General features: G+C 38.1%; 19 protein-coding genes and 1 pseudogene. 17 read left to right on the top strand and 3 right to left on the bottom strand.

What is annotated here, in order from left to right; all coding sequences use genetic code 11:
- Nucleotides 1-434 precede the first annotated feature (434 nt).
- From ACFX4G_RS22495 to ACFX4G_RS22455, 9 genes and pseudogenes are all read left to right on the top strand, one after another.
- Nucleotides 435-1,886 (top strand): glycoside hydrolase family 68 protein, encoded by a 1,452-nt coding sequence (locus ACFX4G_RS22495; protein WP_097824371.1) that lies wholly within the window; start codon nt 435-437, stop codon nt 1,884-1,886.
- Between the two features lie 353 nt (nt 1,887-2,239).
- On the top strand, nt 2,240-5,026 hold the full coding sequence (locus tag ACFX4G_RS22490) for a sigma-54-dependent transcriptional regulator (protein WP_377577124.1): 2,787 nt from the start codon (nt 2,240-2,242) through the stop codon (nt 5,024-5,026).
- A 254-nt stretch (nt 5,027-5,280) separates the two neighbouring features.
- A complete protein-coding gene (locus ACFX4G_RS22485) occupies nt 5,281-5,721 on the top strand; it encodes a mannose/fructose/sorbose PTS transporter subunit IIA (RefSeq protein ID WP_014460796.1) in 441 nt (146 codons plus the stop codon).
- Nucleotides 5,718-6,212 (top strand): PTS sugar transporter subunit IIB, encoded by a 495-nt coding sequence (locus tag ACFX4G_RS22480; protein WP_013056296.1) that lies wholly within the window; start codon nt 5,718-5,720, stop codon nt 6,210-6,212. Before ACFX4G_RS22485 ends, ACFX4G_RS22480 begins: the two co-directional genes overlap by 4 nt.
- A 12-nt stretch (nt 6,213-6,224) precedes the next feature.
- On the top strand, nt 6,225-7,031 hold the full coding sequence (locus tag ACFX4G_RS22475; RefSeq protein WP_043979122.1) for a PTS mannose/fructose/sorbose transporter subunit IIC: 807 nt from the start codon (nt 6,225-6,227) through the stop codon (nt 7,029-7,031).
- Between the two features lie 26 nt (nt 7,032-7,057).
- Nucleotides 7,058-7,885: a mannose/fructose/sorbose PTS transporter subunit IID gene (locus ACFX4G_RS22470; protein ID WP_013056298.1), complete on the top strand. Its 828-nt coding sequence runs from the start codon at nt 7,058-7,060 to the stop codon at nt 7,883-7,885.
- Between the two features lie 86 nt (nt 7,886-7,971).
- A complete protein-coding gene (locus tag ACFX4G_RS22465; RefSeq protein ID WP_377577121.1) occupies nt 7,972-11,550 on the top strand; it encodes a glycoside hydrolase family 32 protein in 3,579 nt (1,192 codons plus the stop codon).
- 194 nt (nt 11,551-11,744) lie between these two features.
- Nucleotides 11,745-12,540, top strand: a pseudogene (map, locus tag ACFX4G_RS22460) (type I methionyl aminopeptidase).
- Nucleotides 12,541-12,770: 230 nt separating this feature from the next.
- On the top strand, nt 12,771-13,079 hold the full coding sequence (locus ACFX4G_RS22455; protein ID WP_052500311.1) for a DUF5634 family protein: 309 nt from the start codon (nt 12,771-12,773) through the stop codon (nt 13,077-13,079).
- An 866-nt stretch (nt 13,080-13,945) separates the two neighbouring features.
- On the opposite strand, the gene ACFX4G_RS22450 is transcribed toward ACFX4G_RS22455, so the two are convergent.
- The gene (locus ACFX4G_RS22450; protein ID WP_013082511.1) at nt 13,946-14,419 is read right to left on the bottom strand and encodes a YbaK/EbsC family protein; all 474 of its coding nucleotides are present in this window, start codon (nt 14,417-14,419) and stop codon (nt 13,946-13,948) included.
- A 315-nt stretch (nt 14,420-14,734) separates the two neighbouring features.
- Here ACFX4G_RS22450 and ACFX4G_RS22445 point away from each other — a divergent pair, with 315 nt between their 5' ends.
- From ACFX4G_RS22445 to ACFX4G_RS22410, 8 genes are all read left to right on the top strand, one after another.
- Nucleotides 14,735-14,926: a hypothetical protein gene (locus ACFX4G_RS22445; protein ID WP_097823850.1), complete on the top strand. Its 192-nt coding sequence runs from the start codon at nt 14,735-14,737 to the stop codon at nt 14,924-14,926.
- 37 nt (nt 14,927-14,963) lie between these two features.
- On the top strand, nt 14,964-15,788 hold the full coding sequence (locus ACFX4G_RS22440) for an aldo/keto reductase (protein WP_128821010.1): 825 nt from the start codon (nt 14,964-14,966) through the stop codon (nt 15,786-15,788).
- A gap of 348 nt (nt 15,789-16,136) precedes the next feature.
- Nucleotides 16,137-17,648, top strand: coding sequence for a histidine ammonia-lyase (gene hutH, locus ACFX4G_RS22435; protein ID WP_377577117.1), 1,512 nt, complete (start codon nt 16,137-16,139; stop codon nt 17,646-17,648).
- A 50-nt stretch (nt 17,649-17,698) separates the two neighbouring features.
- Nucleotides 17,699-19,360 carry a urocanate hydratase gene (gene hutU / locus ACFX4G_RS22430; protein WP_377577114.1) on the top strand — a complete coding sequence of 554 codons (1,662 nt, stop codon included), beginning with the start codon at nt 17,699-17,701 and terminating at the stop codon, nt 19,358-19,360.
- A 16-nt stretch (nt 19,361-19,376) separates the two neighbouring features.
- On the top strand, nt 19,377-20,666 hold the full coding sequence (gene hutI, locus ACFX4G_RS22425) for an imidazolonepropionase (protein WP_230184313.1): 1,290 nt from the start codon (nt 19,377-19,379) through the stop codon (nt 20,664-20,666).
- The gene (locus ACFX4G_RS22420; RefSeq protein WP_043979095.1) at nt 20,641-21,624 is read left to right on the top strand and encodes an agmatinase family protein; all 984 of its coding nucleotides are present in this window, start codon (nt 20,641-20,643) and stop codon (nt 21,622-21,624) included. The genes hutI and ACFX4G_RS22420 overlap by 26 nt, the downstream gene beginning before the upstream one ends.
- A gap of 189 nt (nt 21,625-21,813) precedes the next feature.
- A complete protein-coding gene (locus ACFX4G_RS22415) occupies nt 21,814-22,245 on the top strand; it encodes a MarR family winged helix-turn-helix transcriptional regulator (protein ID WP_377577110.1) in 432 nt (143 codons plus the stop codon).
- A gap of 3 nt (nt 22,246-22,248) precedes the next feature.
- Nucleotides 22,249-22,413 (top strand): hypothetical protein, encoded by a 165-nt coding sequence (locus ACFX4G_RS22410; RefSeq protein ID WP_164797590.1) that lies wholly within the window; start codon nt 22,249-22,251, stop codon nt 22,411-22,413.
- A gap of 85 nt (nt 22,414-22,498) precedes the next feature.
- Here the strand turns inward: ACFX4G_RS22410 and ACFX4G_RS22405 are convergent, their stop codons facing one another.
- Nucleotides 22,499-23,437 (bottom strand): nucleoside hydrolase, encoded by a 939-nt coding sequence (locus ACFX4G_RS22405; protein ID WP_377577107.1) that lies wholly within the window; start codon nt 23,435-23,437, stop codon nt 22,499-22,501.
- 39 nt (nt 23,438-23,476) lie between these two features.
- Nucleotides 23,477-24,547 carry an isocitrate/isopropylmalate dehydrogenase family protein gene (locus tag ACFX4G_RS22400; protein WP_377577104.1) on the bottom strand — a complete coding sequence of 357 codons (1,071 nt, stop codon included), beginning with the start codon at nt 24,545-24,547 and terminating at the stop codon, nt 23,477-23,479.
- Nucleotides 24,548-24,972 lie beyond the last annotated feature (425 nt).

Genomic DNA, 24,972 nt, shown 5'->3' with positions numbered 1-24,972 from the left:
AAAGAATCAATTCGAAAAGTAATTATCTAATTCTTTTGTCTCTTATTATTGCCAATAGGAACTATTATATAATAAATTATTCCACTATTTCACAAAAAATACATTAACGATATTTTTTTGAAAATGGCTTACTTAAACAGCTGTAGAAGAGCTTATAAAAAATATCAGGTTAAATATGATGATGAATTTGCCCATTTAATCAAAAAGTTGAAGGTTTAAGACTTTATAACCAAATGAAAAATATAAGGGGAGAAAAAATGAGATGATTACTCCATTTTACCTATTTGACTTTTCAATATTATGCAAGTAATCTTGGAAAGGTAATGGAACCGGTTCTGTTATTTCGCCAGATTGATATTACTTCTCGATACATAGAAAATGAATTGCTTGTGAGTGACACAAGAAAAGGTATTATACAAAAGGGAGAAAAACAGATGAATATTAAGAAAATCGCAAAGCAAACTACAGCTTTATCTTTTGCTACAGCTCTGTTAGTAGGTGCTGGGTCTCAAACATGGGCTGCTGAAAGCAATCATAAAGATACCAACAATAATTATAGAGTTTCCCATATTACGCGTGATAACATGCTGAAAATTCCTCAGCAGCAAAAAAGCGAACAGTTTAAAGTTCCAGCTTTTGATAAATCAACAATCAAAAATATTGCCTCTGCAAAAGGGTATGATAAATCGGGCAATTTAATTGATTTAGACGTATGGGACAGCTGGCCTCTGCAAAATGCTGACGGAACAGTAGCCAACTATCATGGTTACCAAGTTGTATTTGCACTAGCAGGTGATCCGAAAGATGCTGATGATACATCTATTTATGTGTTTTATCAAAAAATCGGTGAAGATTCGATTGACAGTTGGAAAAATGCAGGAAGAGTGTTCAAAGACAGTGACAAATTTGTACCGAATGATCCTCATTTGAAAAAGCAAACACAAGAATGGTCAGGATCTGCTACTTTAACATCAGACGGAAAAATACGCTTATTCTATACTAACTTTTCAGGTACAAACTATGGAAAACAAACCTTAACAACAGCTCAAGTAAATGTATCCCAGCCAAGTGGAGAGACGTTAAAAATTGAAGGTGTTGAAGATCATAAATCCATTTTTGATGGTGATGGTAAAAAGTATCAAAATATTCAGCAGTTTATTGATGAAGGCGCATATGGTTCAGGAGATAATCATACATTGAGAGATCCTCACTATGTAGAGGATAAAGGGCATAAATACCTTGTGTTTGAAGCAAACACAGGAACTGAAGATGGTTATCAAGGTGAAGATTCCCTTTACAATCGAGCTTACTACGGTGGAAATAATCCATTTTTCCAATCAGAAAAAGAGAAATTACTTCAGAGCTCTAATAAAAAGAAAGCCTCTTTAGCAAACGGTGCATTAGGCATTGTTGAACTAAATAACGATTATACCTTGAAAAAAGTAATGGATCCACTGATTACTTCAAACACGGTGACAGATGAAATTGAACGCGCAAATGTATTTAAAAAAGATGGGAAATGGTACTTATTCACAGATTCTCGCGGATCTAAAATGACTATTGATGGTATCGGCCAAGATGACGTATATATGCTAGGGTACGTATCAAATACGCTGACAGGAAAATACAAGCCGCTAAATGATACAGGACTTGTTTTACATATGGACCTCGATCCTAATGACAAAACGTTTACGTATTCACATTTTGCAGTTCCACAAGTGAAAGGAGACAATGTCGTAATCACAAGTTACATGACAAACAGAGGCTTTTATTCAGAGGAACATTCTACTTTTGCTCCTAGCTTCTTGTTAAATATTAAAGGATCAAAAACAGCTGTTGTGAAAAACAGTATTTTACCACAAGGGCAATTAAGTACCGATAAATAATTTTTAAAAACGAAAGAAGATGGCGGTAACTGCTGCTGTTTTCTTTCGTTTTATTATTTAATCAAAAATGTGCTGTAAACGCAGTGCTGATTAAAATAAAAAAGCAGTATATACATTGATAGTTATTTAAAGAAAATGAAATATTCAGACAGACTATAACTTTAAGAATGAAACCGGTTGACATGCAGGTTTGACTAACTTAATATATTTACATATAATGGTTTGAAACGTTTTCATAGATTAGTATGACATGAGGGTACTTGTAGATGAAATAGCTTGTAGTAGTAGGGAATGATCATTTCTTTGAAAGAGAAAATTCCAATCGTGAACTGAAAATAAAGAAGGTGCTTCTAATGAAACGAATTGATAAGGTATACAATCAGCTGTTGAGTAATTTTCAAGAGTTTACAGAAGTGGAACTTTTACATAAACAAGGAAGCTCAGCGATTGAAATTGCTGAACAGTTAGATTTAGAGAGATCTAATGTAAGTCTTGAACTTAACAAACTTGTCCGCATGCAAAAAGTAATCAAAATTAAAATGTTCCCCGTTCGCTACGTTCCGCTAGAGGTTGTTGAAACCATTTGCCATCAAAAGTGGGATACGAATAAGATGGAAGTAGAAAAACTAGAGCAGCTATCTAATGGAGGAAAAGAAGAAGCTCTTCCTGCTAATCCTTTTGAATTAATGATTGGAGCTACCGGAAGTTTGAAAAAATCGATTTCTCAAGCAAAAGCTGCTGTTCTTTACCCGCCTAATGGATTACATATGCTGCTATTAGGTCCCACGGGATCGGGAAAATCTCTTTTTGCAAAACGAATCTATCAATTTGCCTTATATTCAGAGAGGCTAAAAACAGATGCCCCGTTCATTACCTTTAACTGCGCTGATTATTACCATAATCCTCAATTACTTCTTTCTCAGTTATTTGGTCATAAGCAAGGGAGTTTCACCGGAGCAACTGAGAGTAAAGTAGGTTTAGTAGAACAAGCAAATGAAGGGATTCTCTTTATGGATGAAGTACACCGGCTTCCTCCCGAAGGCCAAGAAATGCTTTTTTACCTCATTGATCAAGGTACGTACAATCGCCTAGGGGAAACAGATCATAAGCGAACGTCTAAGGTATTAATTATTTGTGCTACAACTGAAAATCCCGGTTCAGCCTTACTGCAAACTTTCTTAAGAAGAATTCCGATGACTATCCATATTCCCTCATTAGAAGAGAGGTCTTTAAAAGAAAAAATTCGCCTCACCACGTTTCTTTTAGAACAAGAGGCTAAACGAATTAATAAAAAGCTAAGTGTTCACATTGATGTATTAAATGCTTTAATCCACACTGAAAAATTCGGAAATGTAGGGCAGTTAAAGTCGAATGTGCAGCTCGTTTGCGCACACGGGTTTTTAAATAACCTTGATAGTAAACATATGGTGGAACTTACAGTGCGAGATCTGCCTGACGATATTAAACGAGATTGGATTTCAAATAGTAAAAATATGGAGCGTAGCAAAAAAATTTCTGAATATGTAAACCTTAAAACGATTATCTCCCCGGCTATGGAGAGCCAAGAAATAAAAATGGAGGAAGACGTATCATTTAATTTATATCAGTTAATAGAAGAAAAAGTAGATGTTTTAACAAAAGAAGGTTTATCTCAAGAAGACATCAATCAGTATATTCTTACCGACATTCATTTGAATGTTCGAAGCTTTTTTAATCAAAAAAATGGCCAGACCTCTAATTTAATGAAATTCGTAGAAGACGATGTGATTCAGCTTACAAAAGAATTAAAACAGTTGGCTGAAAAAGAATTGAACTGTAAATTTGATCGTAGATTTATTCATTTTTTAAGTATGCATATGGAATCCTTTTTAAAACGAAAAAAACAAGTAGACGTATTAAATACAAAAGAGATAGATGAAATTCGCGAAACATATCCAAAAGAATATGCGGTAGCACTGCTTTTTAAAAATCGAATTGAAAAGTGGTTTAACATTAGCGTGCCAGAAATAGAAGTCATTTATCTCACAATGGTTATTCAATCAATTCGAACGTTGGAAGAAAATAAACGAGTAGGGATTGTAGTTGCTGCCCATGGAAACAGCACGGCAACTTCTATGGTTGAAGTTGCTACGGAGCTTTTAGGAAGCACTCCTATTATAGCTATTGATGTGCCTTTGACGGTATCTCCGGTTGAAATTGTAGACAGGTTAATCCAAGGAATTAAGAAAGTAGATGAAGGAGAAGGCGTATTAATGCTCGTGGACATGGGTTCGCTTGCCATGTTAGAAAGCAAGTTGGAACAAAAAACAGGGACTAAAATTAAAACCATCAGCAATGTGACGACGTCTATGGTATTAGACACCGTTAGAAAAGTAAATTATTTAGATTTAAATTTATATGCCATATTTGATTCAGTGCAAAAAGACTTTATGGAATTTATAGATAAGCAGCAGCACGTGTTTGGAAAAAAGAAAGCACTTGTTTCTATTTGTACAACAGGAAGCGGTACAGCAAAACAATTAGAAAAAATCTTAACGATTATTTCACGCAAAGTATCTCAAGAACCTATTAAAATTCTAACCGTTTCTTCTATTAAATTAGCAGCAAACATTCGAGAAATTCAAAAAGAATATGAAATTGTTGCAACGGCAGGTACTAAAAATCCAAGGATTGATGCGCCTCATGTATCATTAGAAGTCCTCATTGAAGGGCAGGGAGAGCGAATACTTCAACAGGCAATTACAAAAGAAACGATAAGCTATGATGATGAGAAAACCGAAGCGAATATTGTGGTGCGTGAACTTTGCGAAGAAAACTTGCGAAAGTACCTTCTATTTATTAATCCGTACCTCATAAGTGAAATTCTGTTAGAATGGTTAAGTCATGTACAAGATGAGTTAGAAATGGAATTAAGCAACACTGTTATGATTCGAATTGTGATGCATACAGCCTTTGCTTTAGAAAGAATGATAAAAAATGAACCTCTTACTTTTCCCGAGGATGAAGAAATCACTCACCAGTTAGAAAACATTTATCAAAAAACGGAAAAAACATTACAAGCCGTCGAAAAAAAGCTGAAACTTAGCTTAACAAGAGATGAAAAATTATTTATTGCCACCATTTTTGCGGATGAAATGTAAAAATCATATTATAATTCTGAGAAACTAGTTTGATTTATATGCCACTAGTTTCTTTTTTTATCCCATTTTTTAAATAACAGAAAAACCTGTATTAAAACGCATGACGTTTTGATACAGGTTTGTTTATTTTAAGGAACCTGTATCAACAACGCAGGAAAAGGTATTGAAAAATAAATGAAAGCGCTTAATACTCTTTGTTGGCACGATACTTGCAATAAATAAGTGTAGAACGTAAAAGAGAGGAGCAAGTGTACATGATTTCAGTCATTATTAGTGGACATGGTGATTTCGCGCCAGCGTTAGAGGGGTCTTCCAAAATGATATTTGGTGAAGAGAATCACGTAGTAGCCGTACCTTTTCTAAAAGGCGAGGGTATCCAAACCCTTGAAGAAAAATATAAGCAGGCACTAGAGGAGATGCCCTTAGAAAATGAAGTGCTTTTTTTAGTAGATATTTTCGGAGGTACACCCTACAATGCGGCTACTCCATATATCCTTAAAAATAAAACAGCGGATATGGTATCCGGAGTTAACTTGCCTATGTTATTAGAAGTGTTAGCCATGAGGGAACACGTTACATTAAAAGAGATGCTAGGAAGATTAAAGCAGGTGAATGAAGAAAGTTTTCAAGTGTGCAGTGAACATTTGGAGAAAATCCAGCAAGCAAACCAAATCGGAGAGGATGGATTATTATGAAAATCGTTTTAGCAAGAATTGATGACCGCTTTATTCACGGGCAGGTATTAACAAGATGGATCAAAACAAATGCAGCAGATCGAATTATCATTGTTTCAGATGAGGTGGCAGCGGATGAAATGCGAAAAACGCTTATTCTTTCTGTGGCTCCTTCGAATGTAAAAGCGAGCGCTGTCTCGATTTCTAAAATGACAAAAGCATTTCACAGCCCTCGCTATCAGGATACAACAGCCATGCTGCTGTTTGAAAACCCCGCAGACATTGTCGCGCTTGTTCAAGCGGGCGTACCTATTGAGACAGTAAACGTAGGGGGCATGCGTTTTGCTAATGACCGAAAACAAATCACTAAATCTGTAAGCGTTACCGAAAAAGATATCGATGCTTTTGAGAAACTGCAGGAACTAGGCGTAAAGCTTGAGCTGCGCCAATTACCTTCAGATTCTAGTGAAAATTTTATTCAACTACTGAGAAACGAAACAAAAATCAAATAAGGAGATGAGTTTATGTCTTCCATACAAATTATTTTATTATTAGTCATTGCAGCAATAACTGGCATCGCAAGCGTGTTGGACGAAGGGCAATCCCATCGTCCTCTCATTGCCTGCACGTTAGTAGGCTTGGTGCTTGGAGATTTAAAAACCGGCATTATTTTAGGTGGAACACTGGAATTAATGGCTCTTGGATGGATGAATGTTGGATTGGCGATGGCACCTGATACGGCTATTGCTTCTGTTATTTCAACTATTTTAGTTATCACAGCTGGTCAGGGGATTGGTGAAGGCATTGCGGTAGCCATAGCTTTAGCAGCTGCAGGGCAAGTACTCACCATTTTTGTTCGTACCATCACAGTATTTTTAATTCATCGAGCTGATAAGTATGCGGAAGAAGGAAACTTTAAAGGAATTGAAATTATGCATATTACTGCTATGGGGTTTCAGGCTCTACGCGTTATGATTCCAACTTTAATTGTTACATTAATCAGCGTAAGCGCCGTGCAAACTTTCCTCGGAAATATTCCGGAAGTTATTACAAAAGGCCTGCAAATTGGAGGAGGCATTATCGTGGTCGTAGGATATGCCATGGTTATCAATATGATGAACATTCCTCATTTAAAGCCCTTTTTCTATATCGGGTTCTTATTGGCGGCATTTACAGGGTTTAACCTGGTAGGATTTGGAGCGCTGGGTCTTTGTTTAGCACTTCTTTATCAGCAAGTAATGCAGCAGCGAAATCAAATGCAGCCGGCAGGCGTTCCCGCAGCTACAGGGAGCGAACAAGTATATGATGATGACGATGATTTAGATGCCTAAACGGCGAACTTAAGGGAGGGATAGAGATGGAAAATGAAAAAAGATTAACGAAAAAAGATATCTTTAGCATGTTCATTCGTTCGAATTTTTTACTCGGTTCATTTAACTTTGAGCGTGTTCAAGCAATGGGCTACTGTTATGTTATGATTCCAGCAATCAAACGCTTATATGGACCAGGAGCTCAGCGAAATGCAGCATTAAAGCGTCATTTAGAATGGTTCAATACACACCCATGGATTTCCGCACCTATATTCGGCGTCACGGCAGCAATGGAAGAAGAAATGGCAAACAAAAAAGATTTTGATGAAAAAGCTATCAGTGGAATGAAAATTGGATTAATGGGCCCACTTGCTGGTGTAGGAGACCCTATTTTCTGGGGAACGCTTCGACCAGTTCTCGCAGCCCTAGGCGCCTCGCTTGCGTTAGGCGGTAACATTGCCGGACCACTGCTGTTTTTCATCTTAATTAATGCAATTCGATTAAGCACAAAATATTATGGATTAAAATATGGCTACTTAAAAGGAACAGAAATTTTAAAAGATTTAGTAGGGAATCGAATTCAAAAACTGACGGAAGGTGCATCCATTTTAGGACTCTTCGTAATGGGAGCGTTGGTTTCGAAATGGACTACTATTAATATACCAGTGGTTGTTTCTAGGATCAAAGATGATTCTGGTAAAGTTGTGGTAAAAACCGTGCAAGATGTACTTGATAGTATTCTACCGGGGCTGCTTCCTTTAGCGCTAACTTTATTAGTAGCATGGATGCTTCGAAAAGGTACAAATCCGCTGCTTATTATTTTCGGTATTTTCTTAATTGGTATAGGGGGTTATTGGATAGGCTTTTTAGGATGATAAATAACAGGAGTCATCTATTCTTCTAGCATCTGCTGGTGAAAATGTTTTACATAACCAGTATGCAAATAAAGGAGGAAAGGAAGATGAAAAGAACCGTTAAAAAGTTATTGATGATTGGAGTCGCTTGTTCCATAAGCTTGTTTTCTGCATGCCCTGTATTAGCTGATAATACAGGGTATTATCAAGAAAAATACCGGAATCAATTTCATTTTTCTCCAGAAGCGAACTGGATGAACGATCCAAATGGAATGGTCTATTATAACGGAGAGTATCACCTTTTTTATCAGTATTATCCTTACGGTATCACTTGGGGACCTATGCACTGGGGGCATGCAGTTAGTACAGATTTAGTGAAATGGAAACACCTGCCGATTGCTCTTTCTCCAGATGAGAACGGAGAGATTTTTTCCGGAAGTGCCGTTATCGATTGGAATAATACCGCAGGGTTTGGAAAAGAAGCAATGGTAGCTATCTTTACACACTCAGGCAGAAAAGGACAAGTGCAAAGTCTAGCATACAGCAAGGACAGCGGAAGAACGTGGACCAAGTATGAAGGAAATCCTGTTATGCCCAATCCCCGAGTTCCAGACTGGCGCGACCCAAAAGTGTTTTGGCATGACCAAACCAAGCAGTGGGTGATGTCTTTAGCTGCTAAAGATAAAATTATGTTTTATACATCACCTGATTTAAAAAATTGGAAATACGCAAGTGAGTTTGGACCTGATGGAGGCATCCAAGCAAACGGTCAAAGTGGTGCCTACACATATACTTTATCCGAACAAAAAGGTCAATCCTTTACTTTGGAGGGAGAAATTACGCTTGTAGAAAAGAATGGACGCGCAGGCGCAGGCGGTCTTGTTTTTCGTTCTAATAAAGACGCAACAAACGCATATACCGTCAATTTAGATGCAGAAAAGAACCTCTTAACACTTAACAAAGTAGAGAAAGGAAACGTAACGACCGTTGTTTCAAAGTCGATGAGGCTTGATACATCACAAGCATATCATGTAAAAGTAGAAGCAAACAGTCACTACTTTAAGGTACTGTTAAATGGAAAACAAGTTCTAGAAGGCAGTGATGCATCTTTTGAAAATGGTCAGTTTGGATTAACAGCATGGAATTCCACAGCTGTCTTTCGTCATGTTAAATTTACGAATCAATCTAATTTTATAACCAATCTATCTAACTGGAAACCTGTTACGGGAACGTGGAATGATACTGCTGATGGAAAAATCGGTAAATCTGATAGCGACGGATATACCATGAGTGAAGAACAGGGAGATCAGTTCATTTTTAAGTCAAATATGACATTTTTAGATGAAAACCCTGGTTCAGGTGCACTACTCTTTCGGGCAGACGCGGAAGCCAAAAACGGATATATAGCTAGCGTGGATGCTTCTAAGGATACAATCAAACTAGTAAAGCTTCAAAATGGCATTTCAACTGTCCTTGCCGAAACAAACGAAAAAATTGATACGAGCAAATCACATCAAGTAAAAGTAACTGCATCGGGAAATAAACTTGATTTGTATATAGACGATAACTTTACCCTTACTGCAAAAGATGAAACTTTTTCAAAAGGATTGTTTGGATTACATGTTCATCAATCTTCAGTCCGGTTTCAAGATGTTAACATGACCAAGTTTATTGATACTGATGAAAAGGAAATTAAAAATAAAAGTTTTGAAACAGGCGATCTCACCGGCTGGAAAACGATAAAAGGAAATGCATTCACAAACGATCATGTAACGGATGCAACCGCAAATTGGAGCGGTCTCTTTGAACAAAAAGGAAAGTATCATTTATGGGGGTTTTCCGATAAGCAAGATGGGGATAATGCCACTGGAGAATTACATTCATCTTATTTTAAATTGAGCGGCTCAGGTGAAATCAATTTGTTAATGGGAGGCGGAAACGACCCCACAAACCGCTATGTCTCCTTAGTCAGGGCCTCTGACGATAAAGAATTGATTCGTCAAGCGAATACAAAGTTTGCAGATGAAAAGTATCAGCGCTACGTATGGGATGCTTCTAAGTATATAGGAGAAGTATTGTATATTAAAGCCGTTGATCAAGCTGTAGGCGGATGGGGGCATATTAATCTAGATGATGTTAATGTATTTAATACAGAAAAAATGCCGGATAAAGTAGACAGTGTAGCAAAAGAACCGGAGGAAGTTAAACAAAGGGAAAGCGGAGAGCTTTCAGATTGGAATACTGTGTCAGGAGAATGGGTGAAATCAACTCATGGAAGCAACGGAGGGATTTGGGAGTGTCCTACTTTACTCGAACTGCCGGTTGATGGAGACAGCACAAAGAAAAAATGGGTGCTGCAGGTAAGCATCAATGATGGAGCGGCAGCTGGAGGTTCAGGTATGCAGTACTTTGTTGGTGATTTTGACGGAAAAACATTTAAAAATGAAAACCCGCCAGAGGAAGTGCTTTGGACAGATTATGGTGCCGACTTTTATGCTGCTGTAGATTGGAGCGGAGTTGAAGGAGATAACGGAGAAAAGTATTGGCTAGGCTGGATGAGCAACTGGCAATATGCAAACAATACCCCAACTACTACTTGGAGAAGCTCTATGTCGATTCCAAGAAAAATAGAACTCACTAACACAGCAAAAGGACTTCGTTTAAAACAAATACCTGTTTCAATTGATTCAATTCGCAATAAGCAAGAAAAAAAGGTGTTGAAGAATCTGATGGTCGTTGAAAATAAAAATCTTCTTTCGGGCATACAGGAAAACAAATATGAAATTATGGCAGAATTCGATGTTTCTAATACAGATGCACAAGAATTTGGTTTTCAAATTCAAAAAGAAGGCAGTGAAAATACAAAAGTCAGCTATAACGTAAACAAGCAGCGATTATTTGTTGACCGAACAAACTCTGGAAATTTTGATTTTGGTGAAAATGTGAAAGGCAAGCACTCTGCTTCCATGCTTCCAAGAGACGGAAAGGTTAAGCTTCATATGTTTGTAGACCAGTCATCTGTAGAAGTATTTGGTAATAACGGCACGGAAGTAATAACAGATCAGCTCTTTCCAACGCTTTCAAGCAATAAAATAAGGCTTTATAGCAAAGGAGGAGCTGTGAAATTGAATTCCCTGAAGATGTATCCATTAAAATCTATTTGGAATAAAAGTCCTGTTGAGACAAACTTATCAGGGTGGAAAAGCATTAGCGGACTATGGGCCGATACGATTAATGGAAAACAAGGACGAAGCAAAGAAGATGCCTTTGCTTTATCATCAGAAAAAGCAAAGAATTTTATATATGAGGCAAAGATAAAGGTGTTAGACGATCCTGTTTCAAATTCTACAGGAGCAGGAGCGCTAGTATTCCGTTCGGATGAACAGGCAAATAACGCTTACGCTGCGAATGTAGATGTGCTTAATAATCAAGTAAAACTCATTGCGTTTAGAGACGGAATAGGCAAGGATCTCATTATTTACGATGATGGGGGAAAGCTGGATTTAAAGACAAATACGGATTATCGCTTGAAAGTAACGGCTGAAGGAGAACACATTCAAGTTTATCTCGATGATAAGCTTGTGATTGATGCAGTGGACCATACCTTTTCAGAAGGCTATGCGGGGTTGAATGTATGGAATTCTACTAGTTTGTTTAATGAAGTGAAGTTTGAAACAGTGGATTAAGGGATTGTGAAAGCTTCTGCTTGTTTGAGGGAGCTTTTATATAACATAAAAAAGCATGCTGCGGTAAAGTAGCATGCTTTTTTGAATTTCATAGGTTAATGAAGAGGATTTTGACATATGATAAATATCTTACTAGTCTAATTAATCGTACATTTTAGTTCTTAAAAGGTCTTTTGAAAAATCCTCATAAAAATATGATAAAATCGGATAGGATATATATTTCGAGGAAGGAAAGTGTTTTTTATGATTATTGGTAACGAACAAGATTTAGAAAGTTTACGCAAAATTGGACGCATCGTTGCACTTGCGCGCGAAGAGATGAAAAACCAAGCAAAAGCAGGCATGACAACAAAAGAGCTTGATATGATCGGTAAAAAAATATTGGATGAACACGGTGCTATTTCTGCACCTGAAAAAGAATATAATTTCCCAGGTGTAACGTGCATTAGTGTAAACGAAGAAGTGGCTCACGGTATTCCGGGAGATCGAGTATTAAAAGATGGCGATTTAGTAAATGTGGATGTATCTGCCGTACTTGACGGCTATTATTCAGATACCGGTATTTCATTTGTTATTGGGCAAGACGAAGAAAAAGAAAAGCTGTGCCAAGCTGCAGTAGATGCATTTTGGGCAGCCATGAAAAAAGTAAAAGCTGGTTCAAAACAAAACCAAATTGGTCGTGCTGTCTCTAACTTTGCACATCAAAACGGATATGCTGTTATTGAAAACTTGACGGGTCACGGTGTGGGCCGCAGCTTGCATGACGCTCCTAACCATATTTTAAACTATTATGATCCAATGGATAAAGCACTTTTGAAAAAAGGCCTTGTTATTGCTGTAGAGCCGTTTATCTCTATGAAAGCTGATCATATCATTGAACGCGGAGACGACGGCTGGACGTTTGTTACACCTGATAATAGTCTTGTAGCACAATGTGAGCATACAATTGTTGTAACAAACGGTGAACCGATTATTTTAACTGAACTATAATCAAGTTTCGCACGTCTTCTTATTTTTATAGATTCCATTAATTAATAAAAAGCTACTTCACTTAGCAATGTTTTTTTATTGTGTTATAGTGAGGTGGCTTTTTTGATTTATTATGCAATCAATGATGATCATATTGATTTGCTTTGTTCAGATAACGTTTGAAAGATAGTGTAATTGAATATGCTCAAGGGAATGCTAAACATAAATCAAAATGAAAAGGGGTATAAAATGTGGAATATGTAAAAAGAGAAACGGCTATAAGTGAACTGACGCATCATATGGATGACATTTTAAACAAATATAACCTTCAAGGCGTCTCCGTATATGAAGAAGAAGGAGAAGGTAATCACTATTATCTTGGCTACACAGTAAAAAAGAATGATCAGGTGTTTATGCTAAACAGACCTTATCTAAAAGATAAAGACGGGAAACTAGCAGTAGAAAAGCAAGAATGGACTGTTCAAGGTAACGAAGGAGAAACAAATGGACATGCTTCACTTGAAGATGCATTTCAAAAAATTGATGAAATCATACATTAAATAAATTTGATGAATTTCACTGCGGATACTTTTCTTTGAACGCTTGAGTACGAGCAGTAGAAGCGCAAATAGGTGACGGGTGTCTTTTATCTATACTATCTAAATTTTCTTTGCTTTAAAATCTAGAAAATTATATAATAAAAAATTGTTTTTTTAGGTTTTACTATATAAATACGGGGTACACATATAGTACAGCAGCTATCATGCAAATGGTTGTTGTCAAAGGTTAAATACTTAGCGTATGAAGGGACTGATTAGTTTTGAAAGGCTTAACAGCGACTTCAGCAAATGTATTACCGCAAATTGAAAGCAGATATTCGTATCTGACACAAGGCACTTTGGTTATGAACCGATATACGTAACGAAAGGGCCTGAATAGGCAAACAAAGGAAAGACTGAATCAACGAGAAGAAGCCTGCATCTAAAAATGTAGGCTTTTTCTTTTTTACAGATGAAACTAAGATGACGAATGAGTACATAGCGGGTATGAATTCAAAAGATTCACATTCAATCAATTTTCCATGCACGTTTTTCTTGAAAAAAGGTCATAAGTTGAAGATACTGTATATAACTATGTAAAAGAATTTTTGAAGACAAAATAGTAAATCTGCTTGAGGTGAAAATGATGAGAAAAGCAAATAAAAGTGAATTTCTGTGGAATACGTTAGACGGCTGGCTTTTTATCCCTAGGAACATTCCTTTACTATTTCTTTTTGTATTTCTCTTAAGGGTTTCTTACCTAGGTTGGGTTAAGCTGTTTCATAAATTCGTTTAGATACACCAACAAGCTGAAACAAAAACTGTTTCAGCTTGTTGGCGTGCTGATTGATTTATTTTATGGATAGCTGTACCGTAATTTACCTAAATTATTCATTCCACCCTTTGCATACATCAACCCACTTTAAGCATTTCGAAAATTCTTCTAGTTCGGGTATTGTTAATTCGATTGCACTATTTCCACTTCCACAGGCAGGGAAAACGGTGACAAAACGTTTCAGAGATTCATCTAGATACACGTGAACACCTTCATTAACGGCAAACGGGCATACTCCGCCTACAGCATGACCAATCAGCGTTTCTACTTCACTTGCTCCAAGCATTTTTGCTTTGGTTCCGAACTCTTCTTTATATTTTCGGTTATCAATTTTCGCATCTCCTGCTGCCACAATCAATAGAACAGTTCCTTCGGCGTTAAAAGAAAGACTTTTTGCGATCCGTTTCGGCTCGCATTTTAAAGCTTGCGCTGCTAGTTCTACAGTAGCACTGGACTCATCCATTTCGATAATTCGATTCTCCATACCGTATTGTTTAAAATATGCTTTTACTTTTTCAATCGCCATTTTTTATATCCATTCCTTTCGTTAACTCTTGCAAATATGTATGATTGCCTTACAGAGAATGTGCAGTTGTTCTTTACAGTGAAAAAATCTTATTATTTTAATATACAGAAATTATACACAACTTTGAAGTTAAAAGCACATATTCGTTTTAATTAAAAAAGTTACGTAGGTAAAGTATTTTTAACTGATTAAAGCAGGATTACGGAACCCTTTGACGAATGTAACTATGTCGGCTGCGAAAACATAGGCATTAGAACGAAAGATAAATGATGAAATTGAAAAGGCGCAAACGTTCTAGTGAAATGAGGAGAAGTAATGCCAAATTTACACACTGTCGTCAGTTTTTTTAGCAGTACATGTATGACAACGATGAGTATGATTTATTTGTTTTCCCTTGTGCCGCGTGCATGGTCTTTTAAATTTCGATTTGGAGCCATGATTATAGGAATCCCAGTCGGCATTATAATGGGACAGGTTGCTATGCTGATCGGCTGGCACCATCATTAAAACTTTGAACTTTTTAACAAAAAAGGAGACGTGTAAAATGAATATTGTTACATTAAACAACGGTTTAAAAATGCCTCAGCTTGGATTTGGCGTATGGCAAGTAGAAGATAACCAAGCAGCAGCTGCAGTGTCAAAAGCAATTGAGGTTGGGTATACCTCTATTGACACAGCCATGATTTATAAAAATGAAGAAGGAGTAGGTCAGGCGATTAAAGAATCTTCTGTTCCTCGAGAACAGCTGTTTATTACAACAAAAGTTTGGAACAGCGACCAAGGCTATGAAAATGCATTACGTGCATTTGATGAAAGCTTAGAACGATTAGGACTTGATTATGTCGATTTATATTTAATTCACTGGCCTACGCCTCAATATGATGAGTATGTGGAGACGTATAAAGCATTAGAAAAGCTTTATCACGATGGAAAAGTAAAAGCAATTGGCGTCTGCAACTTTGAGATTGAGCATTTAGAGCGCTTGTTAAACGAATGTGATGTAACACCGGTTTTAAACCAAATTGAGTGCCATCCGTATCTTGCTCAAAACGAATTAAAAGAGTTTTGCGCCAAACATAATATTTTTGTGGAAGCATGGAGCCCTCTTGATCAAGGAGGAGAAGTGTTACAAGACGAGGTCATTCAAAAAATTGCTGAAGTACATAGCAAAACTCCGGCTCAAGTTGTATTGCGCTGGCACTTACAAAACAACACAATTGTCATCCCTAAATCAGTTACACCGTCTAGAATAGAAGAAAACTTTAACGTGTTTGATTTTGAACTCACTGCCGATGATATGGCAGAGATTAATGGGTTAAACAGCAACCGCCGCAAAGGTCCGCACCCAAGTGACATGAACGTCCGATAACGTTTAAAGAAATAAGAATGTGCAGCTATGAACCATTGCTGCTATAAGAAATAATGAGTTTATTTCAGATTATTTAAAATTTTCTTAAATAATAATTGACAAATGATTAATTCAGCGTAATACTTAGTGTAGGTACTCTAGTTGCTTTAAGTTGTACAGCTTAAAGTGTATAGTGATTTAGTCATTTAGCGATTGTTTGTATGTATAAGTTGAAATGCCGATTATTAATAAAAGCCCATAGTGTAAGTAGGTTAGTTTATAGGGGGCTATATCAAAAGGAGCTTGTTTCCTCTTTGATATAGCCCCTTTTTGTGTTCAAAAAAAAGGTAGTCCAAGGGAGCGGGTATGATGTTTATTCAAATCGACGGAAATTCACTGACGTTCGACCAAATCTACAAAGTTATTTACCAAGGATACTCCGTAAAAATTAGCGATCAAGCAGTTGAACATATACAAAAAAGCAGAACGTTAGTTGAAGAAAGTATTACGAACAACAACGTAATTTACGGAGTAAATACTGGATTCGGAAAGTTTAGCGATACGGTTATTTCAAAAACGGACTTAGCTGATCTGCAGATTAACTTGATTCGCAGTCATGCCTGTGGACTAGGAGAACCATTCTCTTTAGAGGTAAGCAGAGTGATGCTGCTGTTACGAGCAAATGCATTAGCTAAAGGGTATTCAGGCATACGACTGGAAACCTTGCAGCTGCTTATCGATTGCTTAAACCAAAATGTAGTGCCGGTTATCCCAAGTCAAGGTTCACTTGGAGCTAGCGGTGACTTAGCTCCATTATCACATCTAGCGCTGCTGTTAGTTGGAGAAGGGGAAGCTGTATATAATGGTCAGCGAATGCAGGGAGAAGAAGCTTTAAAGCTAGCGGGGCTTGAGCCTATCCAATTACAAGCAAAAGAAGGGCTAGCTTTAATCAACGGCACTCAGGCAATGACAGCTGTAGGAGTAGTTTCGTACCTTGAAGCTCAAAAACTAGCTGATCTTGCTGACGGGATTGCAGCACTGACGTTAGAAGGTCTGCAAGGCATTTTAGATGCATTTATGCCCGAGTCTCATGCGGTAAGACCTTATCCGGAACAACAGCAGGTAGCTGCCCGAATTCTTTCGTATTTAGAAGGCAGTCAATTAACTACTTCTCAAGGTCAAATAAGAGTGCAAGATGCTTATTCACTGCGCTGCATTCCTCAAGTTCATGGTGCTATTTATCAAGTTTTAAATTATGTAAAAGAAAAGATATTAATTGAAATTAATTCAGCAACCGATAACCCGCTCATCTTTGCCGACAGCGGCAAAGTAATTTCTGGAGGGAACTTTCACGGGCAGCCCATTGCGTTTGCTATGGATTTTCTAGGAATTGCACTGGCGGAGCTTGGGAATATTTCTGAACGGCGCATTGAACGAATAGTAAACCCTCAGCTTAGCGGGCTTCCAGCATTTTTAAGTGCAGATCCTGGTTTAGAGTCTGGACTCATGATTACTCAATACGCTGCTGCTTCATTAGTTTCCGAAAATAAAGTATTGGCGCATCCATCAAGTGTCGATTCTATCCCATCTTCAGCGAATCAAGAAGATCATGTCAGCATGGGAACGACTGCTGCACGTCATGCTTATCAAATTATCCAAAATACACGAAGAGTTCTATCGATTGAAGCAATTTGTGCGGCTCAAACAGCCGATATTCAAGGAGTCGATAAACTTGCTTCGGAAACAAGAAAAATTTATTCAAGAATTAGAAAAACCGTACCAACCATTACTAAAGATCGAATTTTCTCACGTGATATTGAAGCGTTAGCAGCAGATTTCAAAACCTTTGTGCAAGATACTAATTATGAACTAGCGCTGTAATAAAAATGTTCGTTTAACAGTTTTTCATTTTTATAGAGGAGGAAAACAAAATGGAGACAAAACAAAGTGGGATGAAAGCACCTCGTGGGACGGAACTAACGACAAAAGGCTGGGTACAAGAAGCTGCTCTTCGCATGCTTCTAAACAATTTAGATTCTGAAGTAGCGGAGCATCCGGAAAAGTTAGTCGTATACGGAGGAATCGGAAAAGCAGCCCGTAACTGGGAGGCGTTCGATCGTATTGTCGCAGCGTTAAAAGAGTTAGAAGAAGATGAAACGCTTCTCATACAGTCCGGTAAGCCTGTTGCGGTTTTTAAAACCCACAGTGATGCACCGCGTGTTTTATTAGCGAATTCGAATCTTGTTCCTGCTTTTGCAAATTGGGAGACGTTCCATGAGCTTGATAAAAAAGGGTTAATGATGTACGGACAAATGACTGCAGGAAGCTGGATTTATATCGGAAGCCAAGGCATTGTTCAAGGAACGTATGAAACATTTGCTGAGTGTGCCAACCAGCATTTTAACGGAACTTTGAAAGGAACGATTACGGTAACAGCCGGATTAGGAGGAATGGGAGGTGCACAGCCGCTAGCCGTTACGATGGCAGGCGGCGTTGTAATTGGAATTGATGTTGATCGCACGCGTATTGAAAAACGTATCGAAACAAAATATTGCGATACGGTAGTCGAAAGTGTAGCTGATGCAATCACGTTAGCTGAAGATGCAAAAAGATTGGGCAAAGCGCTTTCCATTGGATTAGTTGGAAATGCAGCCGAGATTCTTCCTGAAATGATAGAGCGAGGATTTATCCCAGATATTGTGACGGATCAAACATCGGCACATGATCCACTTAACGGATATTTGCCGATTGGAGTCAGCTTAGCAGAAGGAGAAAGATTGCGGAATACAAATCCAAATGAATATATAAAACAATCAAAAGCAAGTATGGCTATCCACGTTCAAGCCATGTTAGAGATGCAAAGAAAAGGCGCGGTTGCTTTTGACTATGGCAATAATATTCGCCAAGTGGCGCTTGATGAAGGCATCAAGAATGCATTTGATTTCCCAGGATTTGTCCCAGCGTATATCCGTCCGCAGTTCTGTGAAGGAAAAGGACCATTTCGATGGGTTGCTTTGTCAGGAAACCCAGAGGATATTTATAAAACAGATGAAGTCATTTTACGTGAGTTTTCGGATAATACGCATCTTTGCAACTGGATTAAAATGGCGAGAGAAAAAATTGAGTTTCAAGGATTGCCGGCTCGCATTTGCTGGCTAGGATACGGAGAAAGGGCGCGCTTTGGAAAAATTATTAATGATATGGTAGCAAACGGAGAACTGTCAGCACCTATCGTTATTGGCAGAGATCATCTAGATGCCGGTTCTGTGGCGTCGCCAAATCGTGAAACTGAAGCAATGAAAGACGGCAGTGATGCAGTAGCAGACTGGCCGATTTTAAATGCATTAGTTAATACGGCAGCAGGCGCAAGCTGGGTATCTGTTCACCACGGAGGAGGAGTAGGCATGGGGTATTCTCTTCACGCTGGAATGGTTGTAGTAGCAGACGGGACGGAAGAAGCCGCCAAACGTCTAGAACGTGTTTTAACAACAGATCCAGGCATGGGTGTAGTTCGTCATGTAGACGCCGGCTATGATAAGGCCATTCAAACTGCAAAAGAAAAAGGAATACAAATTCCGGGGTTAAATGAATAAAAAAGGAGGGATACGTATGACTATTACGTATATCAAATGCGCTGCACAAGTCATTACGGTTAAAGGAGGAAGTCAGCCTAGGCGATCGGAGGAAATGTCAGATCTAGGAATCATTGAAAATGGCAGCGTACTCGTGAAAAATGGAAGAATTGTATTTGTTGGGCCTGACGTCAAAGCGCAGGAATACCTTGAGCATATTCATGAACCTATTAATATAATTGATGCCGAAGGAAAAATCGTAACGCCTGGGTTAATTGATCCACACACTCACCTTGTGTTTGGCGGCAGTCGTGAAAAAGAATTAGAAATGCGCTTAAACGGGGCAAAGTATATTGATATTTTAAAAGCGGGAGGAGGAATTTTACAAACAACCGTTAGTACACGACAAGCAACAGAAGAGGAGCTAATCAAGCAATCTACAAAACGTTTAAATAAATTTCTGCAGTACGGAGTTACAACTGTCGAAGCCAAAAGCGGGTACGGTTTAAATCTTAAAGATGAAATCAAACAATTAAAAGTAGCGAAGAAACTGAATGAACAGCATCCGGTAGATGTTGTTTCAACCTTTATGGGAGCTCATGCGGTGCCAGTTGAGTACAAAGGAAATGAAGATGAGTTTGTTCGTTTCGTTATCGAAGAAATGATACCAATCGTTGCAAAAGAAGAGCTAGCGGAGTTTTGTGATGTATTTTGTGAAGAAGGCGTGTTTACAGTTGAACAGTCAGATCGTATTTTACAAGCTGGAAAAGCATACGGACTAAAACCTAAAATCCACGCCGATGAAATTGTGTCTTTTGGAGGGGCAGAATTAGCGGCTAAAGTGAGAGCTGTGTCAGCGGATCATTTGTTAAAGGCATCGGATCAAGGAATTAAGCAAATGGCTGAAAGCGGAGTTATAGCCGTCCTATTGCCGGGTACTGCATTCTTTTTAATGGAAGAGCCGGCGCGTGCTAGAAAAATGATCGAAGCAGGAGTGCCTGTTGCTTTGTCTACAGATCGAAACCCAGGGTCTTCTCCTACGGAATCGCTGCCGTTTATTATGAATTTAGCTTGTTTAACGATGAAGATGACGCCAGCAGAAGTTTTAACCGCCTGTACGATTAACGCGGCTCATGCCATTTGCAAAGGGGATCAAATCGGAAGTATCGAAGTAGATAAAAAAGCCGATTTAGTGCTATTTGACGCTCCCAATTACCAAACGCTGCAGTATAACTATGCCGTAAATCTTGTAGACACGGTATTAAAAGATGGAAAAGTTGTGGTTGAAGGCGGTGTTTTACATGAACTATCCGTACCCACAGCTTGATCGACCGCCTTTTTGCTGGCAGCGTCAAAGTACTTCTGACCCAAAAGTAAGTGATTGGATTCAGACAGTTGAAGATGGGAGCAACGTCGACTTTACATCGATAGATATTACGGTTTTAGGCGTGCCTCTTTCAAGATCTTCCATTAGCGCTTCTGGAGCCAGTGAAACGCCAATGGCCATGAGGAAGCTCTGGAAATCCTTTAACCCGTATCATATTGAGTATGATACGGATTTGACTTCCTTGTCAGTGCTGGATTTAGGAGACGTCAAGCAGCACGTCACGGATATAGGGAAGTCTCATCAGTATATAAAAGAAGCGATGATGTCTATGCGGAAATGCCATCCGCATGCGCTTCCTATTATGCTTGGAGGAGATCATTCTATTACAGCTATGTTAGTAAAAGGGTGGAAAGAGTCATATCCCGAACAGAAAATAGGGATTTTACAGTTTGATACGCACTTTGACTTACGCAGCTTAGAAGATAACGGTCCTTCTAACGGAACCCCTATACGTAATTTAATCGAAAGCAACACGATTGATGCAGCTCATGTATGGAATATCGGACTTCACGGGTTTTATAATTCAAAATCGTTAAAGGAATATGCAGATAGCAAAGGCGTCCATTATGTAACATTACTGCAAGCAAGAAAAGCAGGAATAACTCATACGGTGAAAGAAGCATTAAAACAGCTGAGCAAAGAGGTAGACATGATCTATTTAACAGTTGATATGGACGTGTTAGATATCGCTTACGCACCGGGAGTTCCAGCAGGAACGACAGGCGGAATGAGGACAGATGAGTTGTTTGAAGCAGTATACACCGCCGGGAGTCATCCGCTTGTTCAAGCAATGGACATTGTATGTCTAGATCCGCTGCGTGATGTAGGAGAAATTACCGTGAAAGCAGGCGTACACGTGTTTTTGAATTTTTTAACGGGCGTTGCAAACAGAAAGTAAGGAAGTGTGCTTCCTTACTTTTTTTATGGCTCTTTTTATAAGATTAAGAAACGATTGTTGAGATTGGGATAAAATAACTTTAGAAGTATGTATGGATTTTAGTAAATATATTTTTACTAAAATAAACTATTTTTATTGTTTTTATTCAAATTTAGTAATAATATATTTACTAAAGAAGGTGGATATCTCATGAAGGAAAAGCTGGCTAAGGAATATATCGCTTTAATACCGGTTTTATTTGAAAATTTCAAGAACTTAAATAAAAATGAAGTGAAATTAACACATTTACAAAATCACGTAGTTGAATTTATGTATATGCAGAAAAAAGATTTGAATATTAAGGGAATTAGCCAAGGGTTAAATATTGCCAAACAACAGTTAACGAATGTTATCAGTGAATTAGAAAATGAAGGATATTTAACCAAAATGCCTGATCCGCGAGATAAGCGTGCGGTTTTAGTCTCATTAACGTCTAAAGGAAAAAGTATTCAAGAGGAAAAATGGAGAGGGATTTATAGTAACTTTCATGCAAATCTTGCGAAGTTAAATGAAGAAGAGCAATTAGACCTGCACTTCGCTCTTCATAAATTAAATGTTTTATTAAAAAAGATGGAGGGATAAATCATGAATCAAAGAGAGCGAATTTCACTTATTAGTGTAGGCGTTATAGGCGGGACAGTAATGGGAGTAATTTATAAAGATATATCAAACTGTTTAATTACAGGTGTTATTGTTGCTTCAATCATTACTGTAATGCTCAATCAAAAAGCGAAAAAAACAGCTAGATAGTATGAATAAAAGTAAGTCAGCACCAGCAAGTTGCGAACTCGACGTTCTGGTGCTGATCTTATAAAACCTATCTTCTAGATGAACATTACGAAGCCGAATATGTGTTAAGAGCCTCAATCATTAAATCCCAAAAACCATCTACATCAAGGGTTAAACCAAACTTCGCATTTGCTTTCCTTCCTGTAACTCCAAGCAAATCAACTGAAGTCGTTCCAGCCGTGTATTCTCCGCGTGTTTCTACTACAATATTAACTTCTTTGAGCGTAAATAGTTCTGGAGCTATGCAATAAGCAACGGTTAATACATCGTGAACAGGCGGACCATCAAAGCCAAACGTTTCTTTATAGGCAGATTTAAAAAACGCTAATAATTCACCCACCTTTTTTGCTACGTTATTATCAATGTTCATCACTTGGTTAATAACGTTATCTGTTGCAACGGCTTGATGCGTAATATCTAACCCTATTACTACTAGTGGAATACCGCTATCAAACACTTTTTTAGCCGCTTCTGGATCTGCCCAAATGTTAAACTCAGCCGTTGGCGTCCAGTTCCCGAAGGTTCCACCGCCCATAAGGATAATCTCTTCAATGTTTTCTTTAATTTCTGGAGCTTTTATTAAAGCTAAAGCAATGTTCGTTAAAGGACCGGTAGGCAAAAGCGTAACGGGATCTTCTGACTCTTTGACCATTCGTATAATAGTATCTACTCCGTGTTCTTCGCTCCAGCTGCGAGAGAGAGCCGGGAACTCAGGGCCGTCTAATCCTGAATCTCCGTGTATACTAGGCGCGTTTTCACGTCTGCGCATCATTGGTTCGCTTGCTCCTTTTGAAACAATCACGTTATGTAACGATACTAAATCACACACTTTCAAAGCATTCATCGTCGTTTTTTCAATTTCTGCGTTTCCTGAAACAGTTGTAATCGCTAAAATATCTAATTCCGGTCGTGCGGCAGCCAAAATAATAGCAATAGCATCATCATGACCTGGATCACAGTCCATAATAATCTTTCTTTTTTTCATTATGATCACCTCTATAGAATGGATAAATTGCTGTTAATTTTACATGGATTTTATTTTTTCTAAAATAGCTTCTGTAAACTCCGACGTAGAGGCATGTCCGCCTAAATCTTTCGTTTTCACTTCAGCTTGGAGCGTTTGATAAAGTGCGTGTTCTACTGTAGCAGCTACTTCTGTAAGTTTGTGATCCCCATGTTTTTCAGCCAACCATTTCAGTAGCATGGCTGCTGAAGAAATAATACCGGTTGGGTTTGCTATGTTCAAACCTGCGATATCTGGCGCAGAACCATGAGCTGCTTGTGCCATAGCGATATGTTCATTTGCATTAAGAGAAGGGACTAATCCTAAGCTTCCTACAAGCTCGCCGGCTAAATCTGAAAGAATATCACCGTACATGTTTTCTGTCACAATGACATCAAAATCGGCTGCACGACGTACGAGATGAGCAGCCATGGCATCGATATGGTAGTCGTCCACTTTTACTTCAGGATATTGCTCAGCTATTTCTCGACAAACGTTTAGAAATAGTCCGGTACTTAATCTTAAAACATTTGCTTTATGTACGATTGTTACTTTTTTACGACGCTGCATAGCCAATGCAAAAGCTTCACGCGCAATTCTTTCTACGGCTTTTCGCGTAAATACGCCCGATGTCACCACAACGTCTTTTGTAATCTGCCATTCCCCATGTCCAGAATACATATTACGATCGGCATAAAATCCTTCTGTATTTTCTCGGACGATCACTAAATCAGCTTCTTTCACGACGCTTTTAATACCTGGCATTGTTTTAGCAGGGCGAATATTTGCGTAAAGATTTAAACTGTGACGAAGCTCTCCGCTAGGATTACGCTTTTCTTTGTGTTCAAGAGGGTAAGCCGCAGAATCATGCGGGCCAAGTATCCATCCATGCGTATGTTTTAAAGCATCTATCGTTACTTCTGGAAGAGGATCGTTATATTGTTTAATTCCTTCCCATCCCATAGGCAGATAAATCCATTCCATTTTTACTCCTGCTTTGCAAGAAGCATTTTTAACTACCTTAACTGCGGCATCGACAATCTCCGGCCCGATGCCATCACCCCCCAATACCCCGATACGATAAACAGTCATTGTTTTGAACACCCTTTCATTATGCGCAATGCTTTTATAAATAGATTGAAGGTTTATAGTATTAATCTACTTAAAAAAAAGACAATAATAAAATAGTATTTTTTTATGTTTATAGATTAAATTCTTTTATCTTTCTTTTTGCAGCTTTTTAAAAAAAGAACTAGCTAATGCTTCGTGCTCCAGATTTTCTATCAACCAACATCTTAATTGGCGCTGTTAATTTTTTAAAAACACCCAATTAACACCTAAAACACGATTTAATTATATCATAATTCAGAAAATTAAACGGTTCTACGTTGGCACGAAAATTGCTTGTACTGTATATGAGGAATACAAAAGAAAGGAGCAATATGTAGTCGCAGATAAGGAAGCTGCTTTTAAAGAAAGAGATGTTTGTCTAAAGCTATTATTTCACAATGAAGGGG

Origin of the sequence: Priestia sp. YIM B13486 (assembly GCF_042787865.1) — a bacterium.
In the GTDB taxonomy this organism is placed as follows: domain Bacteria; phylum Bacillota; class Bacilli; order Bacillales; family Bacillaceae_H; genus Priestia; species Priestia megaterium.
Note: the sequence above shows the minus strand (reverse complement) of the source record. Positions and strands in the feature narration are given on the sequence as shown.

Bases quoted from the DNA above. Each gene is read 5' to 3' on its own strand.
- ACFX4G_RS22480 (WP_013056296.1), top strand. From the start codon at position 5,718: ATGAAAATCGTTTTAGCAAGAATTGATGACCGCTTTATTCACGGGCAG.
- ACFX4G_RS22405 (WP_377577107.1), bottom strand. From the start codon at position 23,437: ATGAAAAAAAGAAAGATTATTATGGACTGTGATCCAGGTCATGATGAT.
- ACFX4G_RS22450 (WP_013082511.1), bottom strand. From the start codon at position 14,419: ATGGCGATTGAAAAAGTAAAAGCATATTTTAAACAATACGGTATGGAG.
- ACFX4G_RS22490 (WP_377577124.1), top strand. From the start codon at position 2,240: ATGAAACGAATTGATAAGGTATACAATCAGCTGTTGAGTAATTTTCAA.
- ACFX4G_RS22475 (WP_043979122.1), top strand. From the start codon at position 6,225: ATGTCTTCCATACAAATTATTTTATTATTAGTCATTGCAGCAATAACT.
- ACFX4G_RS22445 (WP_097823850.1), top strand. From the start codon at position 14,735: ATGCCAAATTTACACACTGTCGTCAGTTTTTTTAGCAGTACATGTATG.
- ACFX4G_RS22440 (WP_128821010.1), top strand. From the start codon at position 14,964: ATGAATATTGTTACATTAAACAACGGTTTAAAAATGCCTCAGCTTGGA.
- ACFX4G_RS22495 (WP_097824371.1), top strand. From the start codon at position 435: ATGAATATTAAGAAAATCGCAAAGCAAACTACAGCTTTATCTTTTGCT.
- hutH (WP_377577117.1), top strand. From the start codon at position 16,137: ATGTTTATTCAAATCGACGGAAATTCACTGACGTTCGACCAAATCTAC.
- ACFX4G_RS22410 (WP_164797590.1), top strand. From the start codon at position 22,249: ATGAATCAAAGAGAGCGAATTTCACTTATTAGTGTAGGCGTTATAGGC.
- ACFX4G_RS22420 (WP_043979095.1), top strand. From the start codon at position 20,641: ATGAACTATCCGTACCCACAGCTTGATCGACCGCCTTTTTGCTGGCAG.
- hutI (WP_230184313.1), top strand. From the start codon at position 19,377: ATGACTATTACGTATATCAAATGCGCTGCACAAGTCATTACGGTTAAA.
- ACFX4G_RS22400 (WP_377577104.1), bottom strand. From the start codon at position 24,547: ATGACTGTTTATCGTATCGGGGTATTGGGGGGTGATGGCATCGGGCCG.
- ACFX4G_RS22485 (WP_014460796.1), top strand. From the start codon at position 5,281: ATGATTTCAGTCATTATTAGTGGACATGGTGATTTCGCGCCAGCGTTA.
- hutU (WP_377577114.1), top strand. From the start codon at position 17,699: ATGGAGACAAAACAAAGTGGGATGAAAGCACCTCGTGGGACGGAACTA.
- ACFX4G_RS22470 (WP_013056298.1), top strand. From the start codon at position 7,058: ATGGAAAATGAAAAAAGATTAACGAAAAAAGATATCTTTAGCATGTTC.
- ACFX4G_RS22465 (WP_377577121.1), top strand. From the start codon at position 7,972: ATGAAAAGAACCGTTAAAAAGTTATTGATGATTGGAGTCGCTTGTTCC.
- ACFX4G_RS22415 (WP_377577110.1), top strand. From the start codon at position 21,814: ATGAAGGAAAAGCTGGCTAAGGAATATATCGCTTTAATACCGGTTTTA.